Here is a 26,580-nt window from a genome sequence, read left to right as displayed (position 1 = left end):
GTCTCCAGGGCCATTTGGACCGAGTAGAATAGATTGTGAGACGCTATGGTTAAATGTGATGCGCTCTAGATGACTGATATTGATCGTTCAATTGCCCTCGAACGACATGATCCGCGCGGCGTGTCCCTTGCTGGAAGTTTTCTCACTGATGCGAATCTTTGCCTGATGCTTGCCTGGTTTTAGCTCACTGTGAAAGATCACAGAACGCGGGTAATGCAGGCCTTTGCTGTAATGATGATACAGGTCGTATGGTTGAAACGGCCTCCCATCGATGCTGACTTCCAGGATGCCGGCATCAGGGCCCGCGACAACATAAACGCCCAGGGCAGTGCCTTCAAAATCAAGTTCCAGTTCCGCGCCGGCTTCATCTGCAGACAGCATGGGAATGCTGGTGAAGCGACTGCGCTTACTGCCGGGGATGTCATCCCACTTAGGAACAGCAATCGTCCAGCCTGACTCGATCTTCGCATTTTTGATGTCAATAAAGTGTCCCTTGCTGAAACTGTGAGGATCGAGTGATTTCACGGGAACAGGATGTTTGACCGGTTCTCCCGATTCCTGCCAGGCTTTTGTCAACAGTTTCTCAATCATCGCTGCGCAGATGGCATTTCCAAACTGAGCAGGATGGGTGCCCCCGAACTGTTTCCAGGTCAGCTGGTTTGCCTGAATCAGGCGCGCGACTTCACTCGCCAGGTCGATGGTGGAGACCTGGTAGTGGCGGGCAACCTGCTCGTGGCTGGAACTGGAGAGGGGTTTCTTCTTGTTTTGAATGGTCTCAAGCATCGAGGGATTCACAAAGTGAACCATCACGATATCCGCATTTGGGTTATGGCGGCGGATCTGGGCAATGACGCCTTCCATACCCCGAATGGCGGCGGTTTCAGAGTGGCCGGCATCCTGGTCATCGTTGACGGCGAATTCCACAAAAAACAGATCCACGGGCCCCTGGCTCAAGACATCTCGACTGGTGCGAAAAGCCCCCGTATTGGAACACGTAGAAGAGATGCCGGCATTCGTAAACTGAAATCTGGTTTCCGGAAAAGTCTTTTCGAGAAACGCCATGACCATCGGGCGATAACCATTCATTTCCGTAATGGAGCCGCCCAGAAAAGCAACATGCCCGGCTTTGGCCGATTCGAATTGATGCTTACTGTTCAGATAGCTGCCGCGTTGATGGATATGCTTGTCTGATACCGCAGGAAGATTCTGCGGAGGCGCAGCGGTTAAGCTTGCATTGAATACAAAGATCGTCAGCAGAACAATAAGAGCGGTTAGTCGAGCGCTGTGTGCAAAGTTTTTCATATAAATTGAGACTCAAAAAAGGTTGTAGTTCCTGTTGTGAACGGGAAAAAGAGCGACCAGTACAATATTCCAGCATGCAGAATCTGAGGGCCAAGGTCAAGAGTTCTCCTGTTCAACAATTGATTTCGGGTAACCGGGTTCGCTACGATGGAAGCTGAAACGAAGCTGGTTGTTCTGCTTCGCACACCGCAAGCCCTCAGCGTTGGCAGGAGTATTCATGAAATCGTGGTCTTTTCTCTGGATTGGTTTTTTCTCGCTAGTATCGGGATCGTTATTTACTGTGGAAACGCAGGCTGCTGAAAAACCACATGTTGTATTTGTAACCGGGGACGATGAATATCGCTCTGAAGAATCCATGCCGATGCTGGCTCAAATTCTGAAACGCGATTACGGCTTTGATGTGACCGTCTGCTATTCCCTGGATGAGGACGGAAATATCTCGCCGGGAAATCAGAAGTCTATCAGTGGTCTGGAAGCCCTTGATAATGCTGATCTGATGGTGTTGTTCACTCGATTTCGCGATCTGCCCCCCGAACAGTTTCAGTATTTTTTAAAGTACGTGAAATCGGGAAAACCGGTCGTCGGCTTTCGTACGGCAACACATGCATTTCTCTTCCGGGATCCTGAAAGTCCTTATAAAGAATGGAATGATAAAAAAATTGCAGAGCTCGTTGGACAGAAATGGATCACGCATCACGGCCACTTCGGTGACGGACATGAGCACCTCACCAAAGTGACGATTAACGACGATGCTAAAGATCACCCGATTCTGCGAGGCGTGGAACCCTACAAAGCTTACTCCTGGTTGTACCATGTCGACGGAGGAAGTGAAGGACATCAGTTGGCAGGTGACAGTCAGCCTTTACTGACCGGGCACTCACTCAAATCCGGGCATGAGATGAAAGGAAACCTGGAAAAGTATCCTCTGGATAATCCGGTAGCCTGGACTAAAACCTATACCGGCGAAGATGGGTCCAAAGGCCGTGTTTTCTTCACAACGACTGCACACCCATTTGACTTTAAAGATCCCAATGTCAGGAAACTGGCTCTGAATGGAATCTTGTGGTCACTGGGAATGGAAGGCAAAATTCCTGCAGACGGCGCAAAAACAGACCTGGCGGGTGAGTACGATCCTAACAATTCCGGCACGGGACCCAGGAAATACAAAACAGGGCAAAAGCCGAAAAAACTATAACCGGCGACAATTAGAACGGTTTTCACAGAGCACCGTCTGATACAGACTGTGCTCTGTTTTTGTCAGTAGTTTTTCCAGAAGGAAGGAACAAACAGTACCAGGATGGCGAACAGTTCCAGTCGTCCCAGTAGCATCAGCAGGGTCAGCAGAACTTTACCGGAGAGTGTAAAGTCGGCGTAGTTCTCGGTGGGCCCCAGTTCGCCGACGCCTGGACCAATGTTGTTGAGAGTGGCAACGACAGCGCTGGTGCAGTCGATCAGTTTTTCGGGCTTATTCATACGCCATTCGGTATTCGGTTCAATTGCCGTCAGTAACAGACTGCTGAAAATGAAGATAATCAGGACCAGGCTGAAGTAGACGGTAACATCATTCCGGACCCCCTGTTCAATATTCGCTGAACCAACGCGGACAGGACGGACCACATTTGGACGAAATGATTTTTCGATTTCCAGCCAGATGATCTTGGCAAACAGAACGAATCGAATGACTTTGATCCCTCCCGCGGTTGAACCGGCGCATCCGCCGACAAACATCAGTAACAGCAACAGCATTTTGGACGATTCATTCCAGGTATCAAAATCACCCGTTCCATATCCGGTGGTCGTCATGATCGACACTGCCTGAAAACCGGCGTAGCGCAAAGCCTCTGGAAGGTTGTTGTAGATCTGATTGCTCAACAGGTTGTAAGTCAGAAAAATCGTAGCCGAAGCCAGAATAATCAGATACGTACGGTATTCGATGTCATTTCGCAGAGGGGCAAAGAAATGTTTCCAGGAATGATCTTTTGAGGAGCGCAGGTTTTTCAGAGAGAGGAAGTAGAGTGAAAAGTTCGTCCCTGCGATTACCATGAACACAGCGATTGTAAATTCAATCAGCCAGCTGTTGAAATAGCCGACACTGGCATTGTGCGTACTGAATCCCCCGGTTGCCATCGAACCGAAGCTGTGACAGAACGCATCAAATACGCTCATCCCTTCCAGCCACAAGATCAAGGCCAGTACCAGGGTGAATGCCACATAGATGACCCACATCACAATCGCCGATTCCCGCACGCGCGGCCTGACCGCTTCGCTGGTAGGACCGGGCACTTCTCGTTTCATGAGTGCTTTACCGCCCGCGCCAAGGTGACTCAGAATGGCAACGAACAACACGATGATTCCCATTCCGCCCAGGCAGTGAGTAAAACTGCGCCAGAACAGAACCGAGCGGGGCACCAGCGCCGGGTCTTCCAGTTCACGGAGAACAGAAGCCCCGGTTGTGGTAAACCCGGAGATGGATTCAAAGAGTGCATCGGGAATCGTCATCGGGACATCGGGTGCCACCATGGAACCCGAAAACAGAAAGGGAAGACAGCCCAGAATTCCGGAATAAATCCAGCTCAGGCCCACGATGGCCAGCGCTTCTTTCCGTAAGATTGTGCCATGCTCTTTTCGGCCGATTAGATAGAGCAGGGAACCGGAACCCAGACTGCAGGCGATCGCGCCACAGATCCCCCAGAACCCTGCTGTCTCGAATTCCGTTGCTTCGCCAAATACGGGGAAAGCCCAGGGGAGACTGAAGACCATGGATGCTCCCACCAGCATGCCCACAAGCCCCAGCAGACGACATAACAATAACCAGTTCATTATATATTCAACTTATTGATTTTGTACTGAATTGAACGACTGGATTCTTCCAGTAGATTCGAGTTAAATAGGGGTACACCAAAAGCCGTGGGATTATAGCACGTCATTACAAATTGAACGATACTACTCATTCCGATTTAGGAAATTCCATTATGGTCGCTTCGCCTCGCAATCAAATTGTTGTTTCTTTGTGCTCTGTTTGTTTGTTTTTCGCTGCAGCAGACGTAACAAAAGCAGATGAACTGGAACAGTTAACCTATCACCATCCAGGCCTCGAAGTGGATCTGGGAGTTGGTTTATGGGCCTGGCCTCTACCCCTGGATTTTGATGGTGATGGCGATATGGATCTGCTGGTCTCCTGTCCGGACAAGCCATCCAATGGTACCTATTTTTTCGAAAACCGTTCGAGTGGGAAAGATAAAATGCCGGTCTTTGAGCCGGGGGTTCGTCTGGGAAAAGGGTATCATAATACGTGTCTGTCCAATGTAAATGGAGTCCCGCGTGTGCTGGTATCAGGACGCGAAGTGGTTGATTTCAAGAAGCACGGATTTGACAAGCTGAGTGATTTACCCGTTGACCGCAATGTACACGGGAAAAAAGTACGTGCCAACCAATGGTACTATGTTGATTATGATGGCGACGGCGATCAGGATCTGGTCGTAGCCGTCGGTGACTGGGGCGATTATGGCTGGGATGATGCCTACAATTCAGAAGGGCAATGGACGAATGGGCCGCTGCATGGATTCGTGTATGTCTTGAACAACGCAGGGACGGATCAAAAACCGGAATATGAAAAGCCGGCGAAGATCAAAGTTGGCGATCAGCCTCTGGAAGTGTTTGGCTGGCCTTCTCCCAACTTTGCAGACTTTGATCACGATGGCGATCTGGATTTGATCTGTGGTGAGTTTCTGGATCAATTGACCTATTTTGAGAATACCGGTTCCCGCACAAAGCCCCGTTATGTTGCTGGCCGTCGACTACATAATAACGGACAGCCTTTACAGATGGATCTGCAGATGATTGTTCCCTCAGCGATTGACTGGGATCAGGATGGAGATGTCGATCTGGTGATTGGTGATGAGGATGGCCGCGTGGCTTTCATGGAGAATACGGGAGAGCTTCTGGGGGGCTTGCCTCAGTTTCTGCCTCCTCGCTATTTCCGCCAGAAAGCAGCCGGAGTCAAGTTTGGAGCGCTCGCAACTCCCTATGCGTACGACTGGGACGGTGACGGGGATGAAGATCTGATTGTCGGAAATACAGCAGGTTATATTGGCCTGATCGAAAATCTGGATGGGGATCCTCAGCAACCCAGGCTGGCGGCACCCGTTTATCTGCAGGCGGGAGGACGGCCGATACGAATTCAGGCCGGACCCAATGGTTCTATTCAAGGCCCCTGTGAAGCAAAGTGGGGATACACGACCCAGACCGTGGCGGATTGGAATCAGGATGGCCTGCCCGATTTGCTGGTGAATTCGATCTGGGGAGAAATTCTCTGGTACCAGAATATTGGCACACGCACCAGGCCGGAACTGGCGCCGGCACAGACAATTCAAGTCGAATGGAATGGTGAAATACCGAAGCCGGAATGGAACTGGTGGAATCCTCGAGGCAATCAACTGGTGACGCAGTGGCGTACAACGCCTGTCGCCGTCGATTATAATCAGGATGGTCTGATGGATCTGGTGATGTTGGACCATGAAGGTTACCTGTCATATTTCGAACGGACGGGAACCGGTAAGGATTTGAAGTTGCTGCCTGGGAAGCGGATCTTTGTCGATGAAACCCTCAAGCCGATTCAACTCAATCCTAAACGTGCCGGCGGAAGTGGACGCTATAAACTGCATGTGGTTGACTGGGACGGTGATGGTCGACTCGACTTACTGGTAAACAGTATGAATGCCGACTTATACCGCAATGAAAAAACAGTCGATGGGAAAACGGTTCTCAAGAAAATGGGACCACTCAGTTCGCGAAAACTGGCCGGGCACACCAGTAGTCCCTGCACGGTTGACTGGGATCAGGATGGAGTGCGCGATCTGATTGTCGGAGCCGAAGATGGTTACCTGTACTGGATGCAAAATCCGCGTTCAACGAAGTAATTCCGTTTTCAAGCCGTGATCGGGCAGACGAATGCAGTCACAGAATCGAATCGCATTGAAAGAATGGGGAGCCGTCTGCGCTGCGTTGGAGCAGGGGACTCAATCGGTGATTGTTCGGAAAGGGGGCATTCACGAAGGAGAAGCCGGCTTTCGCGTTGAGCACGGTGAGTTCTGGATGTTTCCCACACGCTTTCATCAGGGGGCAGAACAACTACAGTCTGAGAAAAGCAGTCTGTTGAGTCTGCCTTTGGCTCAGGAGCCAGCTACCGGGAAGTTGAATCTGGCACTCTATTCTGTCGTTGAAGCGGTTCTGGAGCTCAAGGATCCGTCGCAGCTTTTACGACTGCAGGCGCTGCAGGTGTTGAATGAGGAGACGATTCAGCAGCGGTTTGAATATAAAAATCCGGGACTGTTTGTATTGCTGGTTCGCGTATTCCGTCTGGAGCATCCTTTTGAAGTGGACCAGGAATCCCGTTATGCGGGCTGTCATTCCTGGGTAGAACTCTCACAGGACTATGCCACAGGCAATCTGCAGCCCGTTCTTAATACAGAACAGTTCCAGGAAGCAGGGCAGGCGTTTCAGGAAGTCGTTGCCAGCGCTCAATAACCTCTGCATATCTATGAGAACAGCCCGGTTCCAGGGAGCCGGGCTGTGTTCTTGATAAGTCAGTGCTCTTACGCCTTGAAGATTTTCTCGCGTCCCGTTTTCACATTTTTGGTTGCATTGCGTGTGTCCAGGATCATCTTGCTGTGCTTGACGATGAAGTCATAGTCATAAGCTGTATGATCGGTGGCAATCAGCACACAATCCTGTGCCGCCAGATACTCAGGGGTTAATTCCTGGCTATCCATTGCAGGAACATTGTGGTGTCGCATTTTGGGAAGTTTCGGAATATGAGGATCGTTGTAAGTAAATTCGACACCCCGTTCCAGCAGCAGGTCGAGCAGGTGGAAAGAAGGACTTTCGCGTGGGTCATCGACATCTTTTTTGTAGGCCACACCCAGCATGCAGATTTTGCTGCCTTTGAGTGGTTTGGCATGCTGATTGAGAAATTCTGACAGTCGGTCAATCACGTAGCGTGGCATGCGAGTATTGACTTCCCCTGCTAACTCGATGAAACGGGTTGTCTGTCCTTCCTTGCGTGCCAGCCAGCTCAGGTAAAACGGGTCAATGGGGATGCAGTGACCACCTAGTCCGGGACCCGGATAGAAGGCCTGAAAGCCAAAGGGCTTCGTTTTCGCAGCATCAATGACTTCCCAGACATCAATGTTCATGCGGTCAAATAGTGTTTTGAGTTCATTGACCATCGCAATATTAACGGCGCGATAGGTGTTTTCCAGAATCTTGCAGGCTTCGGCAATTTCCACTGAGGAGACCTGGATGACATTAACTACCGCATGTTCGTATAAAGCGGCGGCAATCCGCAGGCTGTTCTCATCTAACCCGCCCACCACTTTGGGAATTCCAGCGGCAGAGAAATCAGGGTTGCCGGGATCTTCCCGTTCCGGGCTGTACGCAAGATAATAATCTTCGCCGACTTTGAGCCCCGTCGCTTCTAAAATCGGCAGCAGGACATCGCGGGTCGTCGTCGGGTAAGTCGTACTTTCGAGAACGACCAGCTGTCCGGGACGCAAACTGGCAGCAATCGCCTCAGTGGTTTTTTCCACATAAGTCAGGTCAGGGTCGCGACTCGGTGTGAGAGGGGTGGGGACGCAGATCAGCAGGGCGTCTGCTTCTTTCATTCGCGAAGCTTCTGCAGTTGCTTCGAACTGCTTTTTCTCCAGCCAGTTTGCGACTGTTTTTGAAGGAATGTGCTGAATATAACTTTTACCAGCCTGCAGTTGTTCCACCTTGTTTTGATCAACATCAAAACCCATGGTTTTGAAACCGCTGTTTACAAAAGCGTCAATCAGAGGCAGCCCGACATAGCCTAAGCCAATAATTCCTATGGTTGCCGTTTTGTCTTTAATCGCCTGCTCAAGCTGATTTGCCATCTAATTACCGTCCTTGTTTCGTTCCTAAATGCAGGGAAATGATACAGCTGAATTCGCCGGATCATATCAATCGAACTTATTTCCTGCAAGCATTTTAGCGGTCAGGCACCATTCACGGCTGAGACCGGTTTTCTACTAGACAAGTGTTCGAAACCGGCTCAGCCTGTGCTGGAACTATCCTCGTTTTACAGCAGTCCCGTGTGCCGTAGAAGTGGTTCAGGACTGGGTTCCCGACCACGAAATTCTTTAAATAAATCCATGGGATGGCGACTGCCTCCCATGGCGAGGATTGTATCTCGGAACCGCCGTCCGGTTTTTTCGACGGCCTTTTCATCGTCAAGACCCGCATCTTCAAACGCGCTGAACGCGTCCGCACTGAGCACTTCAGCCCATTTATAACTGAAGTAGCCGGCAGCGTAGCCGCCTGCAAAGATATGCTGAAACGAGCATAAAAATCGATCCTCGGGCAGCATCGGCAGGACCGATGTACTCTGGCTGATTTCACGCTGCACGTCAAATACGGATTCACTGCCATCGGGATTAAATTCGCTGTGCAGTTTTAAATCGACAACGCCAAACTGAATCTGACGCAGCATTTGAGTGCCTGCCTGGAAGTTGCGAGCCGCTTTGATTTTTTCGAAGAGCTCATCGGGCAGTGTTTCACCGGTTTCGAAATGTTTGGCCATCCCCAGTAGGGTGGGCTTGTGATAGCACCAGTTTTCCATGAACTGGCTGGCGAGTTCGACGGCATCCCATTCCACGCCATTGATGCCGGCAGCATCTGCTTCGTTAATCGTTGTCAACATATGCTGCAGGCCATGCCCGAATTCATGGAACAGTGTTTCCACTTCTCGAAATGTCATCAGTGAGGGCTTTGTACCTACCGGGGGCGTGGAATTGCAGACCAGATGGGCGACGGGAAGTTGTACTTTTCCATTCACAATTTTGCGACCCAGACAGTCATCCATCCAGGCACCCCCTCGTTTGTCGGCAGGGCGTGCATAGGGATCCAGGTAAAAACCGGCAATCGTTTCACCGGACTCATCAGCGATGTTGAAATAACGGACATCCTTATTCCAGACAGGAATATCATCCGTGACCTGGGTTACGGTGATGCCAAAGATACGGTGGACCAGTTGAAACAGCCCATCCAGTACTTTTTCCAGCGAGAAGTAAGGTCGCAATTCTTCATCGGTATAGCTGAATCGCTGCTCCCGCAGACGTTCTGACCAGAAGGCGAAGTCCCATTGAATAATGGGTACCGTTTCGCCTTGCGCTACGGCGAAGTCCTGCAATTCCTTCAAATCCTGCTGGCCATTATCAAAGGAAGCTGTCCGCAGGCGTTCTTCCATCTCGAGTACGGCATCAATGCTGGGCGCCATTTTTTCTGCCAGACTGACTTCAGCAAAGTTGGCATATCCCAGCAGTTGCGCTTTTTCTTTTCGCAATTTGAGAATCTGAGGAATCAACGGCGTGTTATCGATCTCTCCCTCTGATGCACGAGTGATAAAAGCACGGTAGACCTTTTCCCGTAATACACGATTGCGACAGTGTTGCATGAACGGGCCGAAGCAGGGGAAGTCCAGGCTGATTCGCCAGGGGCCCTCTTCCGGAGTCGCTTCGACCTCAGGCGCTTTTTCATCCCAGCTGTTATAGGATTGTGCAGCCAGTTGCTTGAGGCTGTCAGGGAAGCCAGCGACATCATCAGCGCTGGTAATGATGAGTGTGAATGCTTTGGTCGCATCGAGTACGTTATTGGCAAATTTAGTGGACAGGCTTGAAAGTTCCGTGGCGATGTCATTGAACCGTGTCAATTGCTCTCCGGAAAGGCCAATCCCGGCCAGCTCGGCTGAGAGAATCCGTTTCTCGATGATTCGTTTTTGGGCATCATTGAGCGTATTCCAGTTTTCACTGTCTCGCAAAGCGACTAATGTCTCATAGATGGGTTTGCTCTGTCTGGCACTTAATGAAAATGCAACAATGTCCGGCAAAACGCTTTCGTAGGCTTCCCGGATTTCGGGAGTGTTTTTTACTCCCAGCAGGTGACCGACTGAACCCCAGGAACGTTCCCAGGGATAATCCAGTTCTTCCAGAGGCCGCAGCAGACCTTTCCACGAGGGCTGTGCTTCCTCTTCGATTTTTTTCAGATCCGCTTTAGATTGCTCCAGAAGTGCTTTGACAGCTGGCTGAATATGTTGCGGTTCAATACGATCGAAACGTGGAAGGCCCTCTAAAACCAGAAGGGGATTATCTGTTAAACTCGATTGCTGATCCATTTGTGAAACTGTCCTTCCCGAGGGGAATTGATAATATGCATAATTGAGAGGTTATTGATACGAAAACCGGCTCTGCAGCTGATGAGACAGGTTATCATAAAATAAACAGGCGCTGGTTTAAAAGGCATTCTTATGGATTCGGGAAAACGATACAATGCCTGAAAGCAGTTTACCTTTTTTACAGGAAAGTTAGTACCGGAGAGCAGAGAATATGAAGCAATTTTTCTCCGTCGGGACTGGACTGACACTGTTGTTTTTTCTGTCTTCTTTCTGTCCGGCTGAAGAAACTTCTCCGTCGTCAGATAAGAAAAAAAACGAAAAATACTCAGCGAAGGAACTAGTCATGAAAACCATGGGCGGACGACAATTCTGGGGGGATGTACAGTTTTTTCAGGGCTGGAAGATTCAGCAACACGTCATCAGCCAGCATTATCGCCTGTTGGATCCGAAAGATCAGAGACATGCCAGTGGATCATTGGCAGATTGTCAGCAGCGCCTGGAAGAGATTAAAGCAGCCGAACAACTCCCACCTATGCGGGGGAAAGCGGTGATATTGGTACACGGCATCATCCGTTCTTCCAAATCGTTTGTAAAAATGAAAGAGACCTGTCAGCAGAAAGGCTGGCTGGTGGTCCCCTTTGATTACCCGAGTACGCAGCGGACGATTCCCGAAAATGCGAACTATCTGGGAAAGGTAATTCAATCACTTGAGGGGATCGAAGAGATTAATGTGGTAGTACACAGTATGGGGGGGCTGATCGTTCGCTCATGGCTGGCTCAACAGGATGTTGTCGACCCGCGCGTGAAACGCATGGTCATGTTGGGAGTTCCCAACCAGGGAGCCGATATGGCTGATCGCTTCCGCTCCAATTTACTGTTCAAAGCCATTTTTGGTCCCGCGGGTCAGCAACTGGTTACCGAAGTCAACAGCGATTTTATCAGCAACCTGCCGACCCCTCCGTTTTCTTTTGGAGTGATCGCCGGGGGGCGAAATACTCTGAAAGGTTACAATCCGCTGATTCGTGGCGATAACGATGGCACCGTCGCCGTCAGCAGTACCCGCCTGCCGGGAGCGGCTGATTTTATCATGTTACCCGTTCTGCATTCATTCATGATGAACGATCCGGAAACGATTTCATATACACTGCGATTTCTGGAGACAGGTGTTTTTCGTGACTCAGGAAAACCACAGCCGATTCCTGTACCTCAGACAGTAACAGTGCCATAATCGTTGTCCGGAACTGAGATATCAGTTTTATCGTTTCACATCATATATGTACCTGTCTGAATGAAATGAGCGTTTAGTATGGACCGTGATCAGCGACATCTGCAGTTGCTTTCCAAGTTACAGATCATTTATGGAATATTGAATATTTTTGTGACACTGATTTTTTATTGGGTTGTGAAGGACCTGTCAGACGCAACCCGCGATTACCTGGGGCAGACTCGACCTGAGTTAGAAGTTTCCCTGCTGATCGGCTTCGGGGTCATCTTTTACCTGATTGGTTTCGCGATCCTGTTTTGTATCATTCTGGCTGGTCAGTCGCTGGCACGTTATGAAAACTATCGGTTCTGTCTGATCGTTGCCATTTGTGAATGTCCGATCTTTCCGTTTGGTACCTTGTTGGGTATCGCCACGATTGTGGTTCTGCTGCGAGATTCGGTGAAACAGTTATTTCTGAAAAACAGCCAGAAAAGTCAGCCCGTCAATTAACCGGTTCTGCGAATATACTTCTTTACAGTTCTCACTTGAAGTTTCCGTTTTCATGTCTGATCAATCAGCTGACTCTAAAAAAACAACTGGTTCTGCGCTGATCTGGAAACTGACGAAATGGGGTTTACTGGCGCTGGTACTCTACTTTGTCTGGCAACAGGGCTCACAACTTTACGAGCAGCAGCAGGAAGCAATCACAGAAATTCAAATCAGCCCCGTCTGGCTGATTTTGTCAGGAATCTGCTATTTCATCGCCTGGTTACCGTCCGTCTGGTTCTGGCGGCAACTGCTGCTTGCTTCCGGGGAAAAGGTCGATTTCTGGCCGACAGCGCGTGCCTATTATTGCGGTCATCTGGGAAAGTACATTCCCGGAAAAGTGACCGTCCTGCTGATTCGCGCCACGTTGCTCAAAGAATTTGGCGTGCGTGTTTCGATTGCCGCTGTGACAGCCGCGTATGAAACGCTGGCGGTCATGGGAGTTGGCCTGGTCCTGTTTCTGGCGCTGATACCGTTTGTGATCAACGTCGATCAACTGGATGACTGGCCGGCGTGGGTTCAGTATCTTCAATCGCACCCTTTCCTTGTCCCTACCTTAATTCTGGTTGTTCTCTTTATCTCTCTGCCTCTGGTGGCGCGACTGTTAAATCTTTTTTCGAAAAAGTTCTCCCGATCCAATGTGGAAGCAACAGTCGAAGAACCACAGCCGGAGTTTTCCCTGCGACTGTTATATGCAGGCGTGTTGATGTTCCTGCTCAGCTGGAGCCTGCATGGTTTGAGCCTGGGGCTGACTCTGGCCTCGATCAGCGATCAGGGTCTGGTCTGGCAGGAATGGCCTCGCTGGATGGCTGCCGTGTCGGCTGCGTATGCGTTGGGGTTTCTGGCGTTGTTTGCTCCTGCAGGTCTGGGTGTCAGGGAAGGGTTAATCTCGGCAATTCTTGCCGGTTCTCCTGTAATCGGCGATGTGAATGCGTTTGTTGCCGCGATATTGGTACGAATCGTTTCATTTGCTAGTGAAATACTGTCTGCCTTTGTTTTATACTATCGTTTTGGAAGTCGGACTTCATCCGGTACTGGTTCAGTCCGGAACCAGCCGACTCCCGATACAAATGAAACAGCGTCGTAGTATACTTGTCGAGCGAAAGGTGTTTGTTGTGCTCTCTATCATGATTCCTGTGTTAAATGAATCCGAAAGTCTACCTCAACTGTATCGGGAGATCTGCGATACGAGTCAGCAGCATAACATTGATCTCGAAGTTATTTTTATTGACGATGGTTCTTCTGACCGGTCCTGGGAAATTATTTCAGGCATGGCTGCGAAAGATGGCCGTGTTTCCGGGATTCGCTTTCGCCGTAATTTTGCCAAAGCAGCAGCATTGACGGCTGGTATGCGAGCCGCCCGGGGCTCGGTGATTATGATGATGGATGCTGACCTGCAAGATAATCCGAAAGAGATCCCCCGCTTTCTGGAGAAACTCAACGAGGGTTATGATGTCGTCAATGGCTGGAAGGAACGCCGCCTTGATCCCTGGCATAAAGTCTACCCGAGTAAAGTCTTTAACTGGATGATTGCCAAGCTGACCGGGCTGCAGCTGCACGATCACAACTGTGGCTTCAAGTTATTCCGGAAAGAAGTCGCTGCAGAAATTCGTATTTATGGCGAGCTGCATCGGTTCATTCCCGTACTCGCAGACGCCCGCGGTTTTAAAGTGACGGAAATCCCGGTGCATCACCGCGAACGACAGCACGGCTATTCCAAGTACGGAGTGCGTCGATTCCTCAGGGGCTTCCTCGATCTGTTAACAGTCCGCTTTTTAACAGGGTACGGACAACGACCTCAGCACATGCTGGGAGCCATTGGTCTGGGATTTCTTTTGATTGGATTTCTGGGACTGGGATACCTGGGGCTCATCTGGATTTTGACAAACGTGTTTGGTATGGGATTCGGCCCGATTGGAAGCCGGCCTCTGTTAGCCTATTCAATCGCAGCGACTTTTCTGGGCGGTCAGGCCATCAGCCTGGGATTGCTGGCGGAATTGATTGTTGCTTATACAGGCCGTCATCAGGATTCTTACAGCATTTCTGAACGCACCGATACAGCAACTCAGAATGAGCAGGAGATTATCATCTGAATATGTTTGGTGTTCAGGAAGTATTGAGGTCGATCCTGTTTCTTAATCTGGAAATGAAGCCATAGATGAAAATTACGTTTTTGGGAGCTGCTGGAGAAGTCACGGGCAGCCAGCATTTAATCGAAACTGACTCCCGCCGTATTTTGCTGGACTGTGGCCTGTTTCAGGGGCACCGGGAAGAAGCGTACTTGAAAAACAGTCACTTTGCATATCCTCCCGAATCCCTGGATGCGGTCTTCCTCTCACACGGCCATATGGATCACTGCGGGAATTTGCCACGGTTGTTCAATAAAGGATTTCGAGGACCAGTCTTCTGCACTTCGGCGACGGCGGATATTGCCGAGATAATGCTGAAGGACAGCGCGCGGATTCAGGAAGAAGATGCGCGTTATCTTGCACGAAAACTGACAGACAAACATCCGCCCATCGAACCACTCTATTCCGAAGACGATGTAACGGGTGTTGCCAAACTGTTTGAGCGTCTGGATTATCAGGAATGGCACGAATTGGGTGAGGATCTTAAGGTGCGTTTTCTGGATGCAGGTCATATTCTGGGGTCTGCCATCATCGAACTGAAAATCAAAGACCAGCGTGAGTGGCGGCATCTGGTCTTTACCGGTGATTTGGGCCGACGTGAATTGCCTTTACTCAGAGATCCGGAATTGATTGCAGGTTGTGATGTACTGATTTCAGAGAGTACGTACGGAAATCGAGTCCATGAAAAAGCTTCAGATGTCAAGGAAGAGTTATTCCAGATACTGGATGAAGCCTATCGACTGGAAGGGCGTGTCATCATTCCTGCGTTCAGTCTCGGTCGTACGCAGCAGATTATTTATTACCTGAATGATCTCTACAATGAAAAACGACTTCCTCATATTCCCATTTTTGTAGACAGTCCCCTGTCGACGCGGCTGGTCTCAGTCTTCCGTGCCCATCTCCAGGATATGGATGATGATGTACGGGAAGTGATCTCATCAGACCGGGATCCATTCGGTTTTTCTCTGCTGGATTATGTTTCCTCGCGTGAAGAAAGTATTGCCCTGAATAAACGCAAAGGAGCATTCGTTGTCATTGCCGGGAGCGGGATGTGTGAAAATGGCCGTGTGCGACATCATCTGAAAAACGGTATCTCTAATGTAGAAAATACCGTGGTGCTCATGGGCTATCAGGCCGCGCATACCTTAGGTCGGCGCTTACAGAATAAAGACCCGAAGGTCAAAATATTCGACCGTTACTACGAAGTCAAAGCCAAGGTGGTTCAATTGAGCGGTCTGTCCGGGCATGCGGATGTCGAGGATTTCAAGTGGTGGTATGAGGGATCGGCAAAGCGCGGCAATATCGGGCAGGTCTTTCTAGTACACGGCGAACCAGAATCGGCGACTGCCCTGGCAGCATTAATCCGCGATCAGTGTGATGAGGACCCGGTGATTCCCCAGTATCATGAATCTTTTGAAGTGTAGTGCTTTGATGACCAAATCGATTACACACCCCGATCACAGTCTGCCGGCCTTAGGCATCAGGCAACCCTGGGCAGAACTGATTCTGCGTGGCGAAAAGACCATTGAGATTCGCTCCAGTCAGACAAAAATTCGGGGAACAATTTATGTCTATGCGTCCAAAAAACTGGCGACCCCACCGCATGCGGAAAAAGCAGCGATGAAAGCAGGCATTGATGTAACCACGCTCCCGACAGGAACTCTGATTGGTACGGTAGAAATTGTCGATTCATTTCCCGCGACCGAGAAACACGCCTCTGCTGCCGGTGTACCCGCCGAACTTCTCGCAGGAAAATTTGGCTGGAAGCTGACGAATCCGAAGCGACTTAAGAAACCGATCGTCCCTGAATACCTGCCTTACGGCGTCTGGTTTTATCCCTTTGTCCGCAAAAATCCGGGAACGAGAAAGAAAGCCTGAAGATTAGACTGTGTCCCGTTTTACTGTAGCGTCTCCAGGGTCATTTGGACCGAGTATACTAGATTGTGAGACGCTATGGTTAAATGTGATGCGCTCTAGCCGCGGGTCGCAGCTGCCATCTTGCCGGCATAGTCACCAATACGGGCGATGATGTCTTCGCGTTTCTGACTGTCATCAGAAAAAGCAGCGAACTGTTTGACGATGGCAGATCCGATGATAAATCCGTCGGCTTTTCCACGGAGCGTATTGACGTGCTCCGGATTGCTGATGCCAAAGCCGACTGCTAAAGGCAGGTCGGTCAGGTCGCGTAACGATTCGAGATGGGCTGTCAGTTCGGGGGGAAGGTCGTCGCGCACGCCAGTCGTACCAGCCACTGAAATACAATAGATAAATCCGCTGGCGGACTGCACAATACGTTTTGTTCGGCCCTCCGGTGTCAGCGGGGAGACGAGTTGTACCAGATCCAGTTCTGCGGCTTTAACCTGCGCTGCAAAGTCTGATGCTTCATCACCGGGTAGATCTGGTACGATCAGACCTGAAAAACCGGCTCCCAGAGCTTCCTGTAAAAACTTCTCTGCGCCATAGCGAAAGATGATGGCATAGGAAACCATGGCAACCAGAGGTGGCAGGCTGACCGCTTTGTCCGCAGAGAGCGTTTTCAGGTTTTCAAACAGTTCGTGAACGTGAAATTTATTATTGAGTGCGCGAGTATATGACTCCTGAATGACCGGACCATCTGCAATTGGGTCACTATAAGGAAAACCAACTTCAATCAGGTCGACACCTTGTGCTGCCAGTTCTTTCAGGACATCGACGGTTGTTTCCAGATCAGGGTCACCTGCTGTGATAAATGGCATGAAGGCCATACGGTTTTCTGATTTGACCTGGGCGAATTTTTCTGAGATGGATGTTGTCACGGTTCGCGGTACTACTTTATGAAAATGATCAGGATATGGATGCAGGGAGCAAGGAAAACAGCGAGATTAGATTTCCCGACCTAACAGGCGGGCCACTTCATTCACATCTTTATCGCCTCGTCCGGATAGGCAGACGACAATCGTTTCGTCGGGACCAGATTCCCGGGCCGCTTTAATTGCGTGAGCGATGGCGTGTGATGACTCAATCGCTGGAATAATACCTTCCAGTTTTGCCATGGTCTGGAAGCCTTCGAGGGCTTCATCATCTGTGATGGCAGTATAATTGACGCGTCCGGAGTCTTTCCAGTAACTGTGTTCAGGGCCGACACCAGGATAATCCAGTCCTGCAGAAATCGAATGTACGTCCATTGTCTGGCCATCATCGTCCTGTAATACATAGCCAAAACTGCCATGCAGCACGCCTTTGGCGCCATAGCTGAGTGTGCTGGCATGCTCACCCGGTTCTGGACCTCTTCCCCCGGCTTCCACGCCAGTCAGCTTGACTGATTCATCATCGATGAAGGGATAAAACATGCCTGCAGAATTCGAACCTCCGCCGACACAGGCAATGACCTGATCAGGCAAACGCCCCGTCTGTTCCAGGCATTGTGCCCGCGATTCTTTTCCAATGACGGACTGAAAATCCCGGACCATCATCGGGAAGGGATGAGGACCAATGACGGAGCCTATAATATAATGTGTGGTTTCCACGCTCGACATCCAGTCACGCATCGCTTCATTGACTGCGTCTCGGAGTGTGCGTGACCCGCTGGTGACGCCACGAACTTCTGCCCCCATCATTTTCATGTTAAACACATTCAGTTTCTGACGACGAATGTCTTCTGCACCCATGTAGACAATACATTCGAGTCCAAAGCGGGCACAGGCGACAGCGGAAGCGACTCCGTGCTGGCCGGCTCCGGTTTCGGCAATCACCCGTTTTTTTCCCATCCGCATTGTCAGTAACGCCTGGCCGATGGTGTTGTTGATTTTATGGGCGCCGGTGTGATTCAGGTCTTCCCGTTTAAAGAATATTTTACCGCCGCCACAATGGTCTGTGAGTCGCTCAGCAAAATACAGCGGATTGGGACGCCCGACGTAGTTTTTGAGCAAGTCGTCCAGTTCTGCCTGGAATGAGGGATCCTGTCTGGCTTTCTCGTATTCCTGGGTCAGCTCTTCCAGAGCGTGCATCAGTGTTTCAGGGACGAAGCGTCGACCAAATTCTCCAAAACGACCTGATGCGTCAGGTACATTTGATAAACTCGTAGTCATAATTGGCTCAGATATACTAATGTAGGTTCAATGAAACGTGGCAATAACCCATTATTGAATTCCGGGGGTTGATGGTCAATGCCCGCAAGTTGGACGGTTTAGAATCAGGGAAGGTTCACTCCGGAAAAGCAGGATTGATGGATTGGAACGTTGATATATGTACTTTGGTATCATGGTTTTGTGACGTTTTAGATAAAAAAGTTGAAGTGTCCAGTCAGAATTTTGTAGGTTTTTCATCTTTAACCAGATAGAATGCGTGATGCGATTTGTGGGGCAGTCAGCCTCACAGGCTGTACAGGAGGGGATTTAGATATGAATATGACAGATGAAAAACTGGCGGAAGCCATCAATTGCGATTCAATTCACATCGATGAATTAGAACGGTTTTGTCTCCTTGAGAGCAAACCTCGCGGCTATCAGAATCTGGATGACAGCGATATCATCATTCCTGATTTTGCCAGGGATCTGCGTGCTACCCGCCGCGAAATTAACGACTTTGTGCCACCCGTGGGCTGATCGTTCCGCTTGAGAACTTCATGGGGAAGTTGCAACTGGAAAGATTTGAGCTGTAATGAAATAACGCTCACCTTCGCGATCCACGATCAGTTCCGGTGCCCAGTCCAGCAAAGCTTTCAAATCACGTTCACTGAATGTGTCGAGCTTTCGGTAGCTATGCCTGTTAGGTAAGGGCTGTTCGAGGACACCTTCTTGAATCAGTTGTTCAAAGCGAGCAGGAGTGACATAGTCAGTGTATCCGTATGAGCCAGGCAGGCGGTACCTTAATATTTCTGCCCAGTTCACATACACGTATGCAATCTGCTCAGTTTTGAATTTCTCTTTGATTTCTTGAGCGGGTTTCATTTTCAACGATCGGTCCGGCACATCCGGTTTGAGTTGTGCAGTCCATTGCTTGAACACGTCTTCGTCGAAGACAGTGCTATACACGACGGGGAACTTTGCATAAAACAGTTCGGCGTCACCGATCGAGAGAACCACCTGATCCGGTTTTAAATCCATCTGATTCAATTGTAGAATTTCCGGCCCGGTCATCGCGAGGGCAAACTTCTCTGCATGGCTCATGTCGTCCAGATACGCGTTGTTACCACTCAACCCACTCGTGGCGATTCCCAGATTAAACAGGACTGCCAGACAGATGGCGATCGACAGGCAGACTTTCCAGATCGTTCGGGAGCACCAGGTCGCACCTATCCCCGCCAGCACCGCCACTACTGGAATCATCGGTATCCAGAAGCGATCGATCCGATGGGTAAATACCCACCAGGTAAGAAACAGAAATCCGACGTAAATCCACAACCAGTAGATCAAACGACGATGCTGAGTTTTTAAAAATGCCAGTGGTGACAGGCTGAACAACAGCGGACTCAACCAGTCGCTTTTGAATGTGACATCAATCAATTTGATCGCCAGATCAATGGGGCTGTGGTCTTTAGGGCTATGTCCGCCTTTCCATTTCTGATTAAGTGTTTCGCTCAGATCGGTTCCACCAAATACAGAATAAAGTAAAGGGTAGACAGGGTTTCCCGTCTCCACCAGATTTTTGAGCAGCCACGGTCCAATAGCGAGCAGTGTTCCCACTGAGAAGATCACAGCCAGTTTGATAGTGACAGTGTTGCGCAGCTTCTTATCCTGTTGTAACAGAACCCAACTGAACCCCAGCAAAGTCATTCCCAGAGGAATCACAACTGATAGAACGCCCGGATATTTGCAGGCCATTGCCGAGCCAGACAGAAAGCCGGTCAGACAGGTCAACGCCCATAAAGGTGGGGGGGGATCAGTCTCGATAGCCTGGGAGTTGGCAACATTTTGCGATTTGCTTTGCGACCATTTGATCAATATTTCAATCGCGAGGATCAGACTCAACAGACTGGCGATCAGATAAAAAGAGAGCGCACCTTCCGTGTAAGCAATGATCGATATCCGATACGTCCAGGGAGTCGTCAGCAGGATCGTTACCGCCAACCAGCCAGCATGCGACCCAAACCAGCGACGGGCAGTGGTAAATACGGCCAACGCTGAGAACAGGGAAAACGTCATTAAAATCAGCTTGCCGGCCTGCGCACCAGAGAACCAGTCAGCTTTCAATGTCATCGCCAGCAGCGTCAACATCTCGGTCAGAAAAGGAAAGCTCGTGTAGACATTGTGCGGCAGAAATCCAATATATCCCTGCTGATAGTATTCCTTCGGCCCTCCAAAATGATATTCCAATACATCGTAATCGGTGGAAGGTAACATCGATCCCAATAACATGCTCAGTACAAACGGAGTCATGAGCAGAAAGCAGGCAATGCGAAACAATTCCTCATATCCAAAGCTTTCCGGCAGCCTGAGCCGGAATGGTAAAACAGTCCCGGTTTTGTGATTTGATTCCTGAACAGCAGAGCCGATGCCAACTACCGCTGAGAGAATCAGCATCAGATAACAGAGCGATTGTGAGAGAATTCCCAGCAGACCGCCCCCCAGTGTCAGCAGAGAAACCACAGAAATCCCCACACCATAAGCGAAGACAGTGCGCTCTGCAGTGAACGGATTCAGCGGGATTTTGATGAGCCGCGTCAACAGGATACCCAGCCCCCAGGCACCTGCGAGGACCGTAAGTGCGATTCCCATCAAAGGGAATCGTTGCGGAAAAAAAGCCCAGCCTGAGGGAGCGGCATTTTCAACGGGCAGGGGGTCAATCAGATCGATTAACAGAACAGGAAGATAAGTAAATACGTCCCAGCGACTGGTTGCCGGATTACTGTTGGGAAGTGTGAAACTGATGAAGATGATAAAAAACAGCAGTATCCAGACGATTGCACCAGACAGATACCCCGGGTGGTCCTCGAGAGAGGCCGGAGCGGATTCGTTGACAGCCGGTTTAATCATGGTGAAGATCTAATTGTGGTGAAAGGAAGTCTTGAGTCGAAAGGATGACATTAAGTACGCCGTTTCCAGTCGAATCCTAAATCGAGTGAAATCGCAGAATGCGTGAGTGCACCCACACTGATTCGTTCGACGCCAGTTTCTGCCACACTTTGAATACTCTCCAGAGTGATGCCTCCGGAGGCTTCCAACAGTGTTGCCGGTGAATTTACATTCCGCAGTTCAATCGCCTGTATCATGATCTCTGGTGACATATTATCGAGCAGTACGATCTCGGGTTTTGCCTGCAACGCATCTGCCAGTTGATCCAGAGTGTCCACTTCAACCTCGATCGGTTTCTGGCCATCGACGGATTCGCGTGTCTGTTGAATCGCAGCGGCAATTGTCGGTTGAGAAGTCCGAGAAGCCCAGCCAGCCAGATGATTGTCTTTGATCAGAACTCCATCATACAGGCCCATTCGATGATTGGTTCCACCGCCGGCAGCGACAGCATATTTTTCCAGCACGCGCCAGCCGGGAAGAGTTTTGCGTGTATCCAGAATGGTTGCGCTCGTGCCTGCGACTGCTTTCACATAACGGGCCGTGAGCGAGGCTACTCCACACAGGTGTGTCAGAAAGTTTAACACGGTCCGTTCGCCAATCAGAATCGAAGCGAGAGGGCCGGCGCATGTCGTAACGATTGAGCCTGGTTCCAGCGTATCACCGTCTGACAGATGGTGTGTGCAGTCCACACTGGGGTCAAGTTCACTGAAGATGAGTGATGTGATCGGGGATCCTGCCAGGATGCCGTGTTGCCGCGCGACAATCTGAATTTCCGCTTGATCCGTCTGGGTAATCAGCGCCTGACAGGTAAGGTCACCTGTCTGCTGCAGATCTTCTTCCAGAGCGAGTTTGATCAGAATACCGGCTGCATTTTTCTGGATGTCATTGAAGGGAACTGTCACTGTTAAAAAACGAGCTTTCCTGCTAAGTGTCACTGTATAGTTAATCCAGTGCAGTGTTTAAGATTCAAGCCTGCAATGAATTTCAGACGAATAATATAAAATGAATGCGTATAATGTCTATGGTATGTATCATACCAGTCTGCAGTCCGAGATGTAATTGGGAGAAGAGCATGATTATTGGAGTCCCTCGTGAAATTAAACAGGATGAGTATCGCGTCGCGTTGATTCCTGTGGGAGCCGAAGAACTGACTGCTGCCGGGCATACCGTACTGATCGAACGAGGGGCTGGTCTGGGCAGCGGGATTCCTGATGAACTCTATGAAGAGAATGGCGCTGAGATTGTAGAAACTGCAGAGGAATTATTTGCTCGCGCGGATATGGTGATCAAGGTCAAGGAACCTCAACCGGCAGAATGGGTTTTATTGAGACCGGGGCAGATTCTGTTTACCTATTTTCATTTTGCCGCTGATGAGAAGTTAACGCGTGGTTTTCTGGAGACGGGAGCCACTGCCGTTGCCTATGAAACTCTGGAAGGCCCCAATGGCCAACTGCCTCTGTTGACGCCGATGAGTGAAGTCGCGGGGAGAATGAGTATTCAGGAAGGGGCAAAATATCTGGAACGTCCACAATTAGGCCGCGGGATTCTCCTCGGAGGAGTTCCCGGCGTTCCTCCAGCGCACATTGTGATTCTGGGAGGCGGCGTGGTCGGGAAAAACGCCGCTCAAATTGCCGCAGGTTTTCAGGCGGATGTCGTGATTCTGGATATCAATGTCGACCGCCTTCGCTATCTCGAAGATATCATGCCTGCGAATGTGAATACACTCTACAGCGATCGGCATAATATCCGGATGGAACTGGAACTGGCTGATCTGGTGATTGGGGCTGTATTAATTCCCGGTGCCCGTGCTCCGGTACTGGTTCCCCGGTCCGCATTGAAAATGATGAAACCCGGCGCAGTCTTGATAGATGTTGCCGTCGATCAGGGGGGCTGTATCGAAACGACCCGACCCACAACGCACTCTGATCCGACGTTTGTCGTCGATGGTGTCGTGCATTATTGTGTTGCGAATATGCCCGGTGCGGTCGGACGCACGAGTACCTATGCATTATGTAATGTGACGTTACCGTATGCACTCAAACTTGCCAGTCAGGGATTGAACGCAGCCTGTGCGCAGAACCACGGCCTGCTGACGGCAGTAAATGTCTATCAGGGGCAGGTTACTAATCGTGCTGTTGCGGAAACCTTTGGGATCGAATGGAAAGAGTTTTGTCCGTAAAAAAAGAGGTGAGAAACCGGTTCTCACCTCTTTGATATTACATGAAATCTATTTGCCGCAGGTACACTTATACCAGCGGGCCCGTCCAGTCAGCAAACAGGCTGTCCAGTTCTTCATCGGCTACATCAGAATCCCGGACCTCATCCAGATCAAATTCAGGATGGAAATTGAACTCCAAAGTGCTTTCTTCTGGTTCCAGATCATCTGATAGATCTGTTTCATAGGAAACATCGAACATTGACCCGATCAGGAGATCCTGGTCCACTGATTGTTCCACGATCAGACTGGAACTTGAAAGAGGCAGAGAAGGAGCCAGATACCAGGCAGGTAAAGTTCCTGCCTGCAGTCCCAATGATTGTGATGCATCAGTCACGAGCTGCTGTTGCTCTGGCGCGACGACAGGTTTCATGACGGGAGCAACGGGTTCCATCGCGGGAGCAGATTGTGTTGTTGAAACGTCACGCAGGCTGGATGCCATCAATGGTGCACTCAGAGGGGTGATCACTGCTCCGTCCGCACTGTTATAGGCGGCTTGCAGAACCTGAATATCCAGTGCGGAGATCATCTTTCTGGTAGAAGGGTCGTAACCGGCCCACCAAATACACCTTGACGTGTATCGTATTCTGAATGTGTTTCAATCACCAGCATATTCAGGAGCAAAAGCGATGTCCGCATCCCAGCCAACCCCGCGTGCCGACCAGCGACGGAACCCGAACCGTGAAGCGTTCTGGCGACAAACCCTTTCAGACCGACTGCAGTCCGGACTCTCGATCCGTGCCTTCTGTCAGCGTGAGGGACTCAGCGAACCAGCTTACCACTACTGGCGGCGGGAACTGAAAAAACGCGATGCCGCGAAAACCGCTGCAGCTTCCTTTCTGCCCGTTGAAGTCCATCTCCCTGCCACGTCGATTGAAATCGTCTTCTCCCATGGCACCACGGTTCGCGTCGGTAACGGCTGTGATCGGACCACGCTCGAAACCGTGCTCGCCGCATTGGAGCAGCGCGCATGCTGAATCTGCCGACCCGCATTTATTTCTGCACGGTCCCCACTGATATGCGTAAAAGTTTTGACGGCCTGCTGCGAATGACCGAAGTCTACCTGCAGCAAAACGTACTCGACGGGGGATTGTTTGTGTTCCTCAACAAAAAACAGGATCGCATCAAGCTGCTGTACTGGGACCACGATGGTCTGGCCATCTGGTACAAGCGGCTGGAAGCGGGCACATACCAGCGTCTCTCCAGCCCGGAGGGCATACACGGCCTGCAACTGTCCTCTACCGATCTGGCACTCCTGCTGCAGGGCATCGACCTGACCAGCGTGCAGCGCAGAAAACGCTATCAGATTTCAGAAAAAGCATCGACTTCATAAAAAAACAGTTCCCGCCTGATAACGATTATGTTAAGACGTGGGACATGAACCAGAAACGATCTTCACTGCCGAACGACGTCCAATCCTGCCATGACATGATTCATAAACTGGGTGAGACCGTGGGAGAGCAACAGCGGGAAGTCGAGCAACTCAAACATTTCATTGATCGGCTGCTGCGACAACGCTTTGGTGCCCGTTCTGAAAAGATCGCCCCCAATCAAATGAGTCTGTTTGACGAACCCGATACCCTGGAGGAAACAGCCGATCCTGAGGACGATGAACCTCCTCCCACTGTGGTTTCCGCACATCGCCGTCGTGGCGGCGGCCGCAACAAGCTACCCGATCATCTACCCCGGGAACGGGTAGAACATGACCTGACCGAATCGGAAAAACGCTGTCCCTGCTGTGACCAGACACGGCAGCGGATCGGAAAGGTCAGCCACGAACAACTGGAATTCATTCCCGCCAGCCTGAAAGTGATCGAACACATACGTTTCAAATACGCGTGCCGGGAGTGTGAAGAGCATGTGGCGCTGGCTCCAGCTCCTGCCCGGCCGATTGCCAAAGGCTTTGCCGGGCCCGGCCTGCTCTCAACGATCCTGGTGGGGAAATACTCAGACCATCTCCCCCTGTATCGTCATGAATCGATTCTCAGCCGGAACGGCGTGCAGCTTTCACGGAGCACGATGAGCCGCTGGGTACTGGAAACCGCGGAATTACTGCAACCGTTAACCGATCTGATGAAGAACCGGGTTTTACAGTCGCATGTCGTGCATACGGACGACACGACGATTCCCGTCCAGGACCAACGGCTTTCCCGCACGCGGACCGGCCGGTTCTGGGTTTACTGTGGCGATGCCGCGCACCCGTATTCGGTCTATGATTTCACACCGAACCGGGAGCGCGCCGGTCCCCAGGCGTTTTTAGAACACTTTTGCGGTTATCTGCAGGCAGACGCGTATGCCGGCTATGAAGAACTATACCGGTCAGGCAGGATTCAGCAGGTCTTGTGCTGGGCGCATGCGCGACGTAAGTTTTACGATGCGCGGACCGTGCAGCCGGAAGCCGCCCATCGGGCATTATTGTTTATTCAACAGTTATACGCGATTGAACGGGAAGCCGACGAGTTGAAGTCGGATCTGCCACAGCCGGAGGGTCGTGAACGCTGTTGGCAGCACCGCCGGCAGTTACGACAGGAAAAGGCGTTACCGATTCTGGAACAGTTCCGTGACTGGTTGACGGAAACCGTGCGCAGTCTGTTGCCGAAAAGTCCGGTGGCAGCGGCGATTCAATATCTGTTAAGTCGTTGGTCCGGTTTTACGCGGTATTGTACAGAGGGCATTCTGTCGATTGACAACAATCTGGCCGAACGCACCTTGCGTCCCTGTGCTATTGGCCGGAAGAATTATCTATTCGTCGGCAGTGATCGGGGCGGCGAGGCCGCCGCCGTGCACTACAGTCTGATGGCCAGTTGCAAAGCAAACGAAGTAGAACCGTTTGCTTATCTGAGAGATGTGCTGAGTCGGATAACCGATCACGCCTCCGATCGTCTGGAAGAACTGCTGCCGGACCAATGGCTGAAGCAACACCCCGAAGCTCACTACACCCGCCGACGCTGAACCGACAGTGATTCAGTTACTCATGACTCTCAAAGGCATATCTTTCGATG

Annotated in this window: 23 protein-coding genes; 14 read left to right on the top strand and 9 right to left on the bottom strand. The window is 50.6% G+C overall.

The annotated features are described in order from the left end of the window. Positions 1–87: 87 nt before the first annotated feature. Positions 88–1,302, bottom strand: coding sequence for an SGNH/GDSL hydrolase family protein (locus Pan161_RS13730; RefSeq protein WP_145227866.1), 1,215 nt, complete (start codon positions 1,300–1,302; stop codon positions 88–90). Positions 1,303–1,519: 217 nt separating this feature from the next. Between Pan161_RS13730 and Pan161_RS13725 the strand changes: the two genes are divergently transcribed. Continuing rightward, complete coding sequence (locus tag Pan161_RS13725; protein ID WP_145227864.1) at positions 1,520–2,497, top strand: ThuA domain-containing protein; 978 nt, start codon at positions 1,520–1,522, stop codon at positions 2,495–2,497. 62 nt (positions 2,498–2,559) lie between these two features. Here the strand turns inward: Pan161_RS13725 and Pan161_RS13720 are convergent, their stop codons facing one another. Beyond that, positions 2,560–4,122, bottom strand: a complete 1,563-nt coding sequence (locus Pan161_RS13720) for a TrkH family potassium uptake protein (protein WP_145227862.1) — start codon at positions 4,120–4,122, stop codon at positions 2,560–2,562. A 152-nt stretch (positions 4,123–4,274) separates the two neighbouring features. Between Pan161_RS13720 and Pan161_RS13715 the strand changes: the two genes are divergently transcribed. Then, entirely contained in the window at positions 4,275–6,221 is a 1,947-nt protein-coding gene (locus Pan161_RS13715) for an FG-GAP repeat domain-containing protein (protein ID WP_145227860.1), read from the top strand. 31 nt (positions 6,222–6,252) lie between these two features. Then, positions 6,253–6,828, top strand: a complete 576-nt coding sequence (locus Pan161_RS13710) for a DUF1802 family protein (protein WP_145227858.1) — start codon at positions 6,253–6,255, stop codon at positions 6,826–6,828. Between the two features lie 68 nt (positions 6,829–6,896). Here Pan161_RS13710 and Pan161_RS13705 read toward each other — a convergent pair whose 3' ends face one another. Together Pan161_RS13705 and Pan161_RS13700 are read right to left on the bottom strand one after the other, a co-directional pair. Continuing rightward, a complete protein-coding gene (locus Pan161_RS13705; RefSeq protein WP_145227856.1) occupies positions 6,897–8,216 on the bottom strand; it encodes a nucleotide sugar dehydrogenase in 1,320 nt (439 codons plus the stop codon). Positions 8,217–8,401: 185 nt separating this feature from the next. Further along, positions 8,402–10,492, bottom strand: a complete 2,091-nt coding sequence (locus Pan161_RS13700) for a M3 family metallopeptidase (RefSeq protein WP_145227854.1) — start codon at positions 10,490–10,492, stop codon at positions 8,402–8,404. A 343-nt stretch (positions 10,493–10,835) separates the two neighbouring features. Here Pan161_RS13700 and Pan161_RS13695 point away from each other — a divergent pair, with 343 nt between their 5' ends. From Pan161_RS13695 to Pan161_RS13670, 6 genes are all read left to right on the top strand, one after another. Continuing rightward, on the top strand, positions 10,836–11,720 hold the full coding sequence (locus Pan161_RS13695) for an alpha/beta fold hydrolase (protein WP_232103731.1): 885 nt from the start codon (positions 10,836–10,838) through the stop codon (positions 11,718–11,720). Positions 11,721–11,798: 78 nt separating this feature from the next. After that, positions 11,799–12,206 carry a hypothetical protein gene (locus tag Pan161_RS13690; RefSeq protein ID WP_145227850.1) on the top strand — a complete coding sequence of 136 codons (408 nt, stop codon included), beginning with the start codon at positions 11,799–11,801 and terminating at the stop codon, positions 12,204–12,206. A 52-nt stretch (positions 12,207–12,258) separates the two neighbouring features. Beyond that, positions 12,259–13,329, top strand: coding sequence for a lysylphosphatidylglycerol synthase transmembrane domain-containing protein (locus Pan161_RS13685; protein WP_145227848.1), 1,071 nt, complete (start codon positions 12,259–12,261; stop codon positions 13,327–13,329). Between the two features lie 40 nt (positions 13,330–13,369). Next, on the top strand, positions 13,370–14,335 hold the full coding sequence (locus Pan161_RS13680) for a glycosyltransferase family 2 protein (RefSeq protein ID WP_197995905.1): 966 nt from the start codon (positions 13,370–13,372) through the stop codon (positions 14,333–14,335). 65 nt (positions 14,336–14,400) lie between these two features. Continuing rightward, positions 14,401–15,795 carry an MBL fold metallo-hydrolase RNA specificity domain-containing protein gene (locus Pan161_RS13675; protein ID WP_145227845.1) on the top strand — a complete coding sequence of 465 codons (1,395 nt, stop codon included), beginning with the start codon at positions 14,401–14,403 and terminating at the stop codon, positions 15,793–15,795. Between the two features lie 7 nt (positions 15,796–15,802). After that, a complete protein-coding gene (locus Pan161_RS13670) occupies positions 15,803–16,249 on the top strand; it encodes an ASCH domain-containing protein (RefSeq protein WP_197995864.1) in 447 nt (148 codons plus the stop codon). Between the two features lie 95 nt (positions 16,250–16,344). On the opposite strand, the gene trpA is transcribed toward Pan161_RS13670, so the two are convergent. Together trpA and trpB are read right to left on the bottom strand one after the other, a co-directional pair. Next, complete coding sequence (trpA, locus tag Pan161_RS13665) at positions 16,345–17,166, bottom strand: tryptophan synthase subunit alpha (RefSeq protein WP_145227841.1); 822 nt, start codon at positions 17,164–17,166, stop codon at positions 16,345–16,347. Positions 17,167–17,232: 66 nt separating this feature from the next. Beyond that, positions 17,233–18,438, bottom strand: coding sequence for a tryptophan synthase subunit beta (gene trpB / locus Pan161_RS13660; protein WP_145227839.1), 1,206 nt, complete (start codon positions 18,436–18,438; stop codon positions 17,233–17,235). A gap of 312 nt (positions 18,439–18,750) precedes the next feature. On the opposite strand from trpB, the gene Pan161_RS13655 reads away from it, so the two are divergent. Continuing rightward, positions 18,751–18,954 (top strand): hypothetical protein, encoded by a 204-nt coding sequence (locus Pan161_RS13655; protein ID WP_145227837.1) that lies wholly within the window; start codon positions 18,751–18,753, stop codon positions 18,952–18,954. 18 nt (positions 18,955–18,972) lie between these two features. Here the strand turns inward: Pan161_RS13655 and Pan161_RS13650 are convergent, their stop codons facing one another. Together Pan161_RS13650 and nadC are read right to left on the bottom strand one after the other, a co-directional pair. After that, positions 18,973–21,324: a hypothetical protein gene (locus tag Pan161_RS13650; RefSeq protein WP_145227835.1), complete on the bottom strand. Its 2,352-nt coding sequence runs from the start codon at positions 21,322–21,324 to the stop codon at positions 18,973–18,975. A gap of 50 nt (positions 21,325–21,374) precedes the next feature. Beyond that, the gene (gene nadC / locus Pan161_RS13645; RefSeq protein ID WP_232103730.1) at positions 21,375–22,298 is read right to left on the bottom strand and encodes a carboxylating nicotinate-nucleotide diphosphorylase; all 924 of its coding nucleotides are present in this window, start codon (positions 22,296–22,298) and stop codon (positions 21,375–21,377) included. Positions 22,299–22,435: 137 nt separating this feature from the next. Between nadC and ald the strand changes: the two genes are divergently transcribed. Beyond that, the gene (ald, locus tag Pan161_RS13640; protein WP_145227831.1) at positions 22,436–23,542 is read left to right on the top strand and encodes an alanine dehydrogenase; all 1,107 of its coding nucleotides are present in this window, start codon (positions 22,436–22,438) and stop codon (positions 23,540–23,542) included. Between the two features lie 67 nt (positions 23,543–23,609). Here ald and Pan161_RS13635 read toward each other — a convergent pair whose 3' ends face one another. After that, positions 23,610–24,107, bottom strand: a complete 498-nt coding sequence (locus Pan161_RS13635) for a hypothetical protein (protein WP_145227829.1) — start codon at positions 24,105–24,107, stop codon at positions 23,610–23,612. Between the two features lie 100 nt (positions 24,108–24,207). Here Pan161_RS13635 and tnpA point away from each other — a divergent pair, with 100 nt between their 5' ends. Genes tnpA through tnpC form a run of 3 tightly spaced genes read left to right on the top strand, consistent with a single transcriptional unit; the run spans position 24,208 to position 26,530 of the window. Further along, a complete protein-coding gene (gene tnpA / locus Pan161_RS13630; protein WP_145225995.1) occupies positions 24,208–24,555 on the top strand; it encodes an IS66 family insertion sequence element accessory protein TnpA in 348 nt (115 codons plus the stop codon). After that, positions 24,549–24,911, top strand: coding sequence for an IS66 family insertion sequence element accessory protein TnpB (gene tnpB / locus Pan161_RS13625; protein ID WP_145225997.1), 363 nt, complete (start codon positions 24,549–24,551; stop codon positions 24,909–24,911). The genes tnpA and tnpB overlap by 7 nt, the downstream gene beginning before the upstream one ends. Positions 24,912–24,955: 44 nt before the next feature. Beyond that, the gene (gene tnpC, locus Pan161_RS13620; RefSeq protein WP_232103241.1) at positions 24,956–26,530 is read left to right on the top strand and encodes an IS66 family transposase; all 1,575 of its coding nucleotides are present in this window, start codon (positions 24,956–24,958) and stop codon (positions 26,528–26,530) included. The last annotated feature ends 50 nt before the right edge of the window (positions 26,531–26,580 follow it).

Origin of the sequence: Gimesia algae (assembly GCF_007746795.1) — a bacterium.
In the GTDB taxonomy this organism is placed as follows: Bacteria; Planctomycetota; Planctomycetia; order Planctomycetales; family Planctomycetaceae; genus Gimesia; species Gimesia algae.
This window is presented reverse-complemented; position numbering and strand designations above follow the sequence as displayed.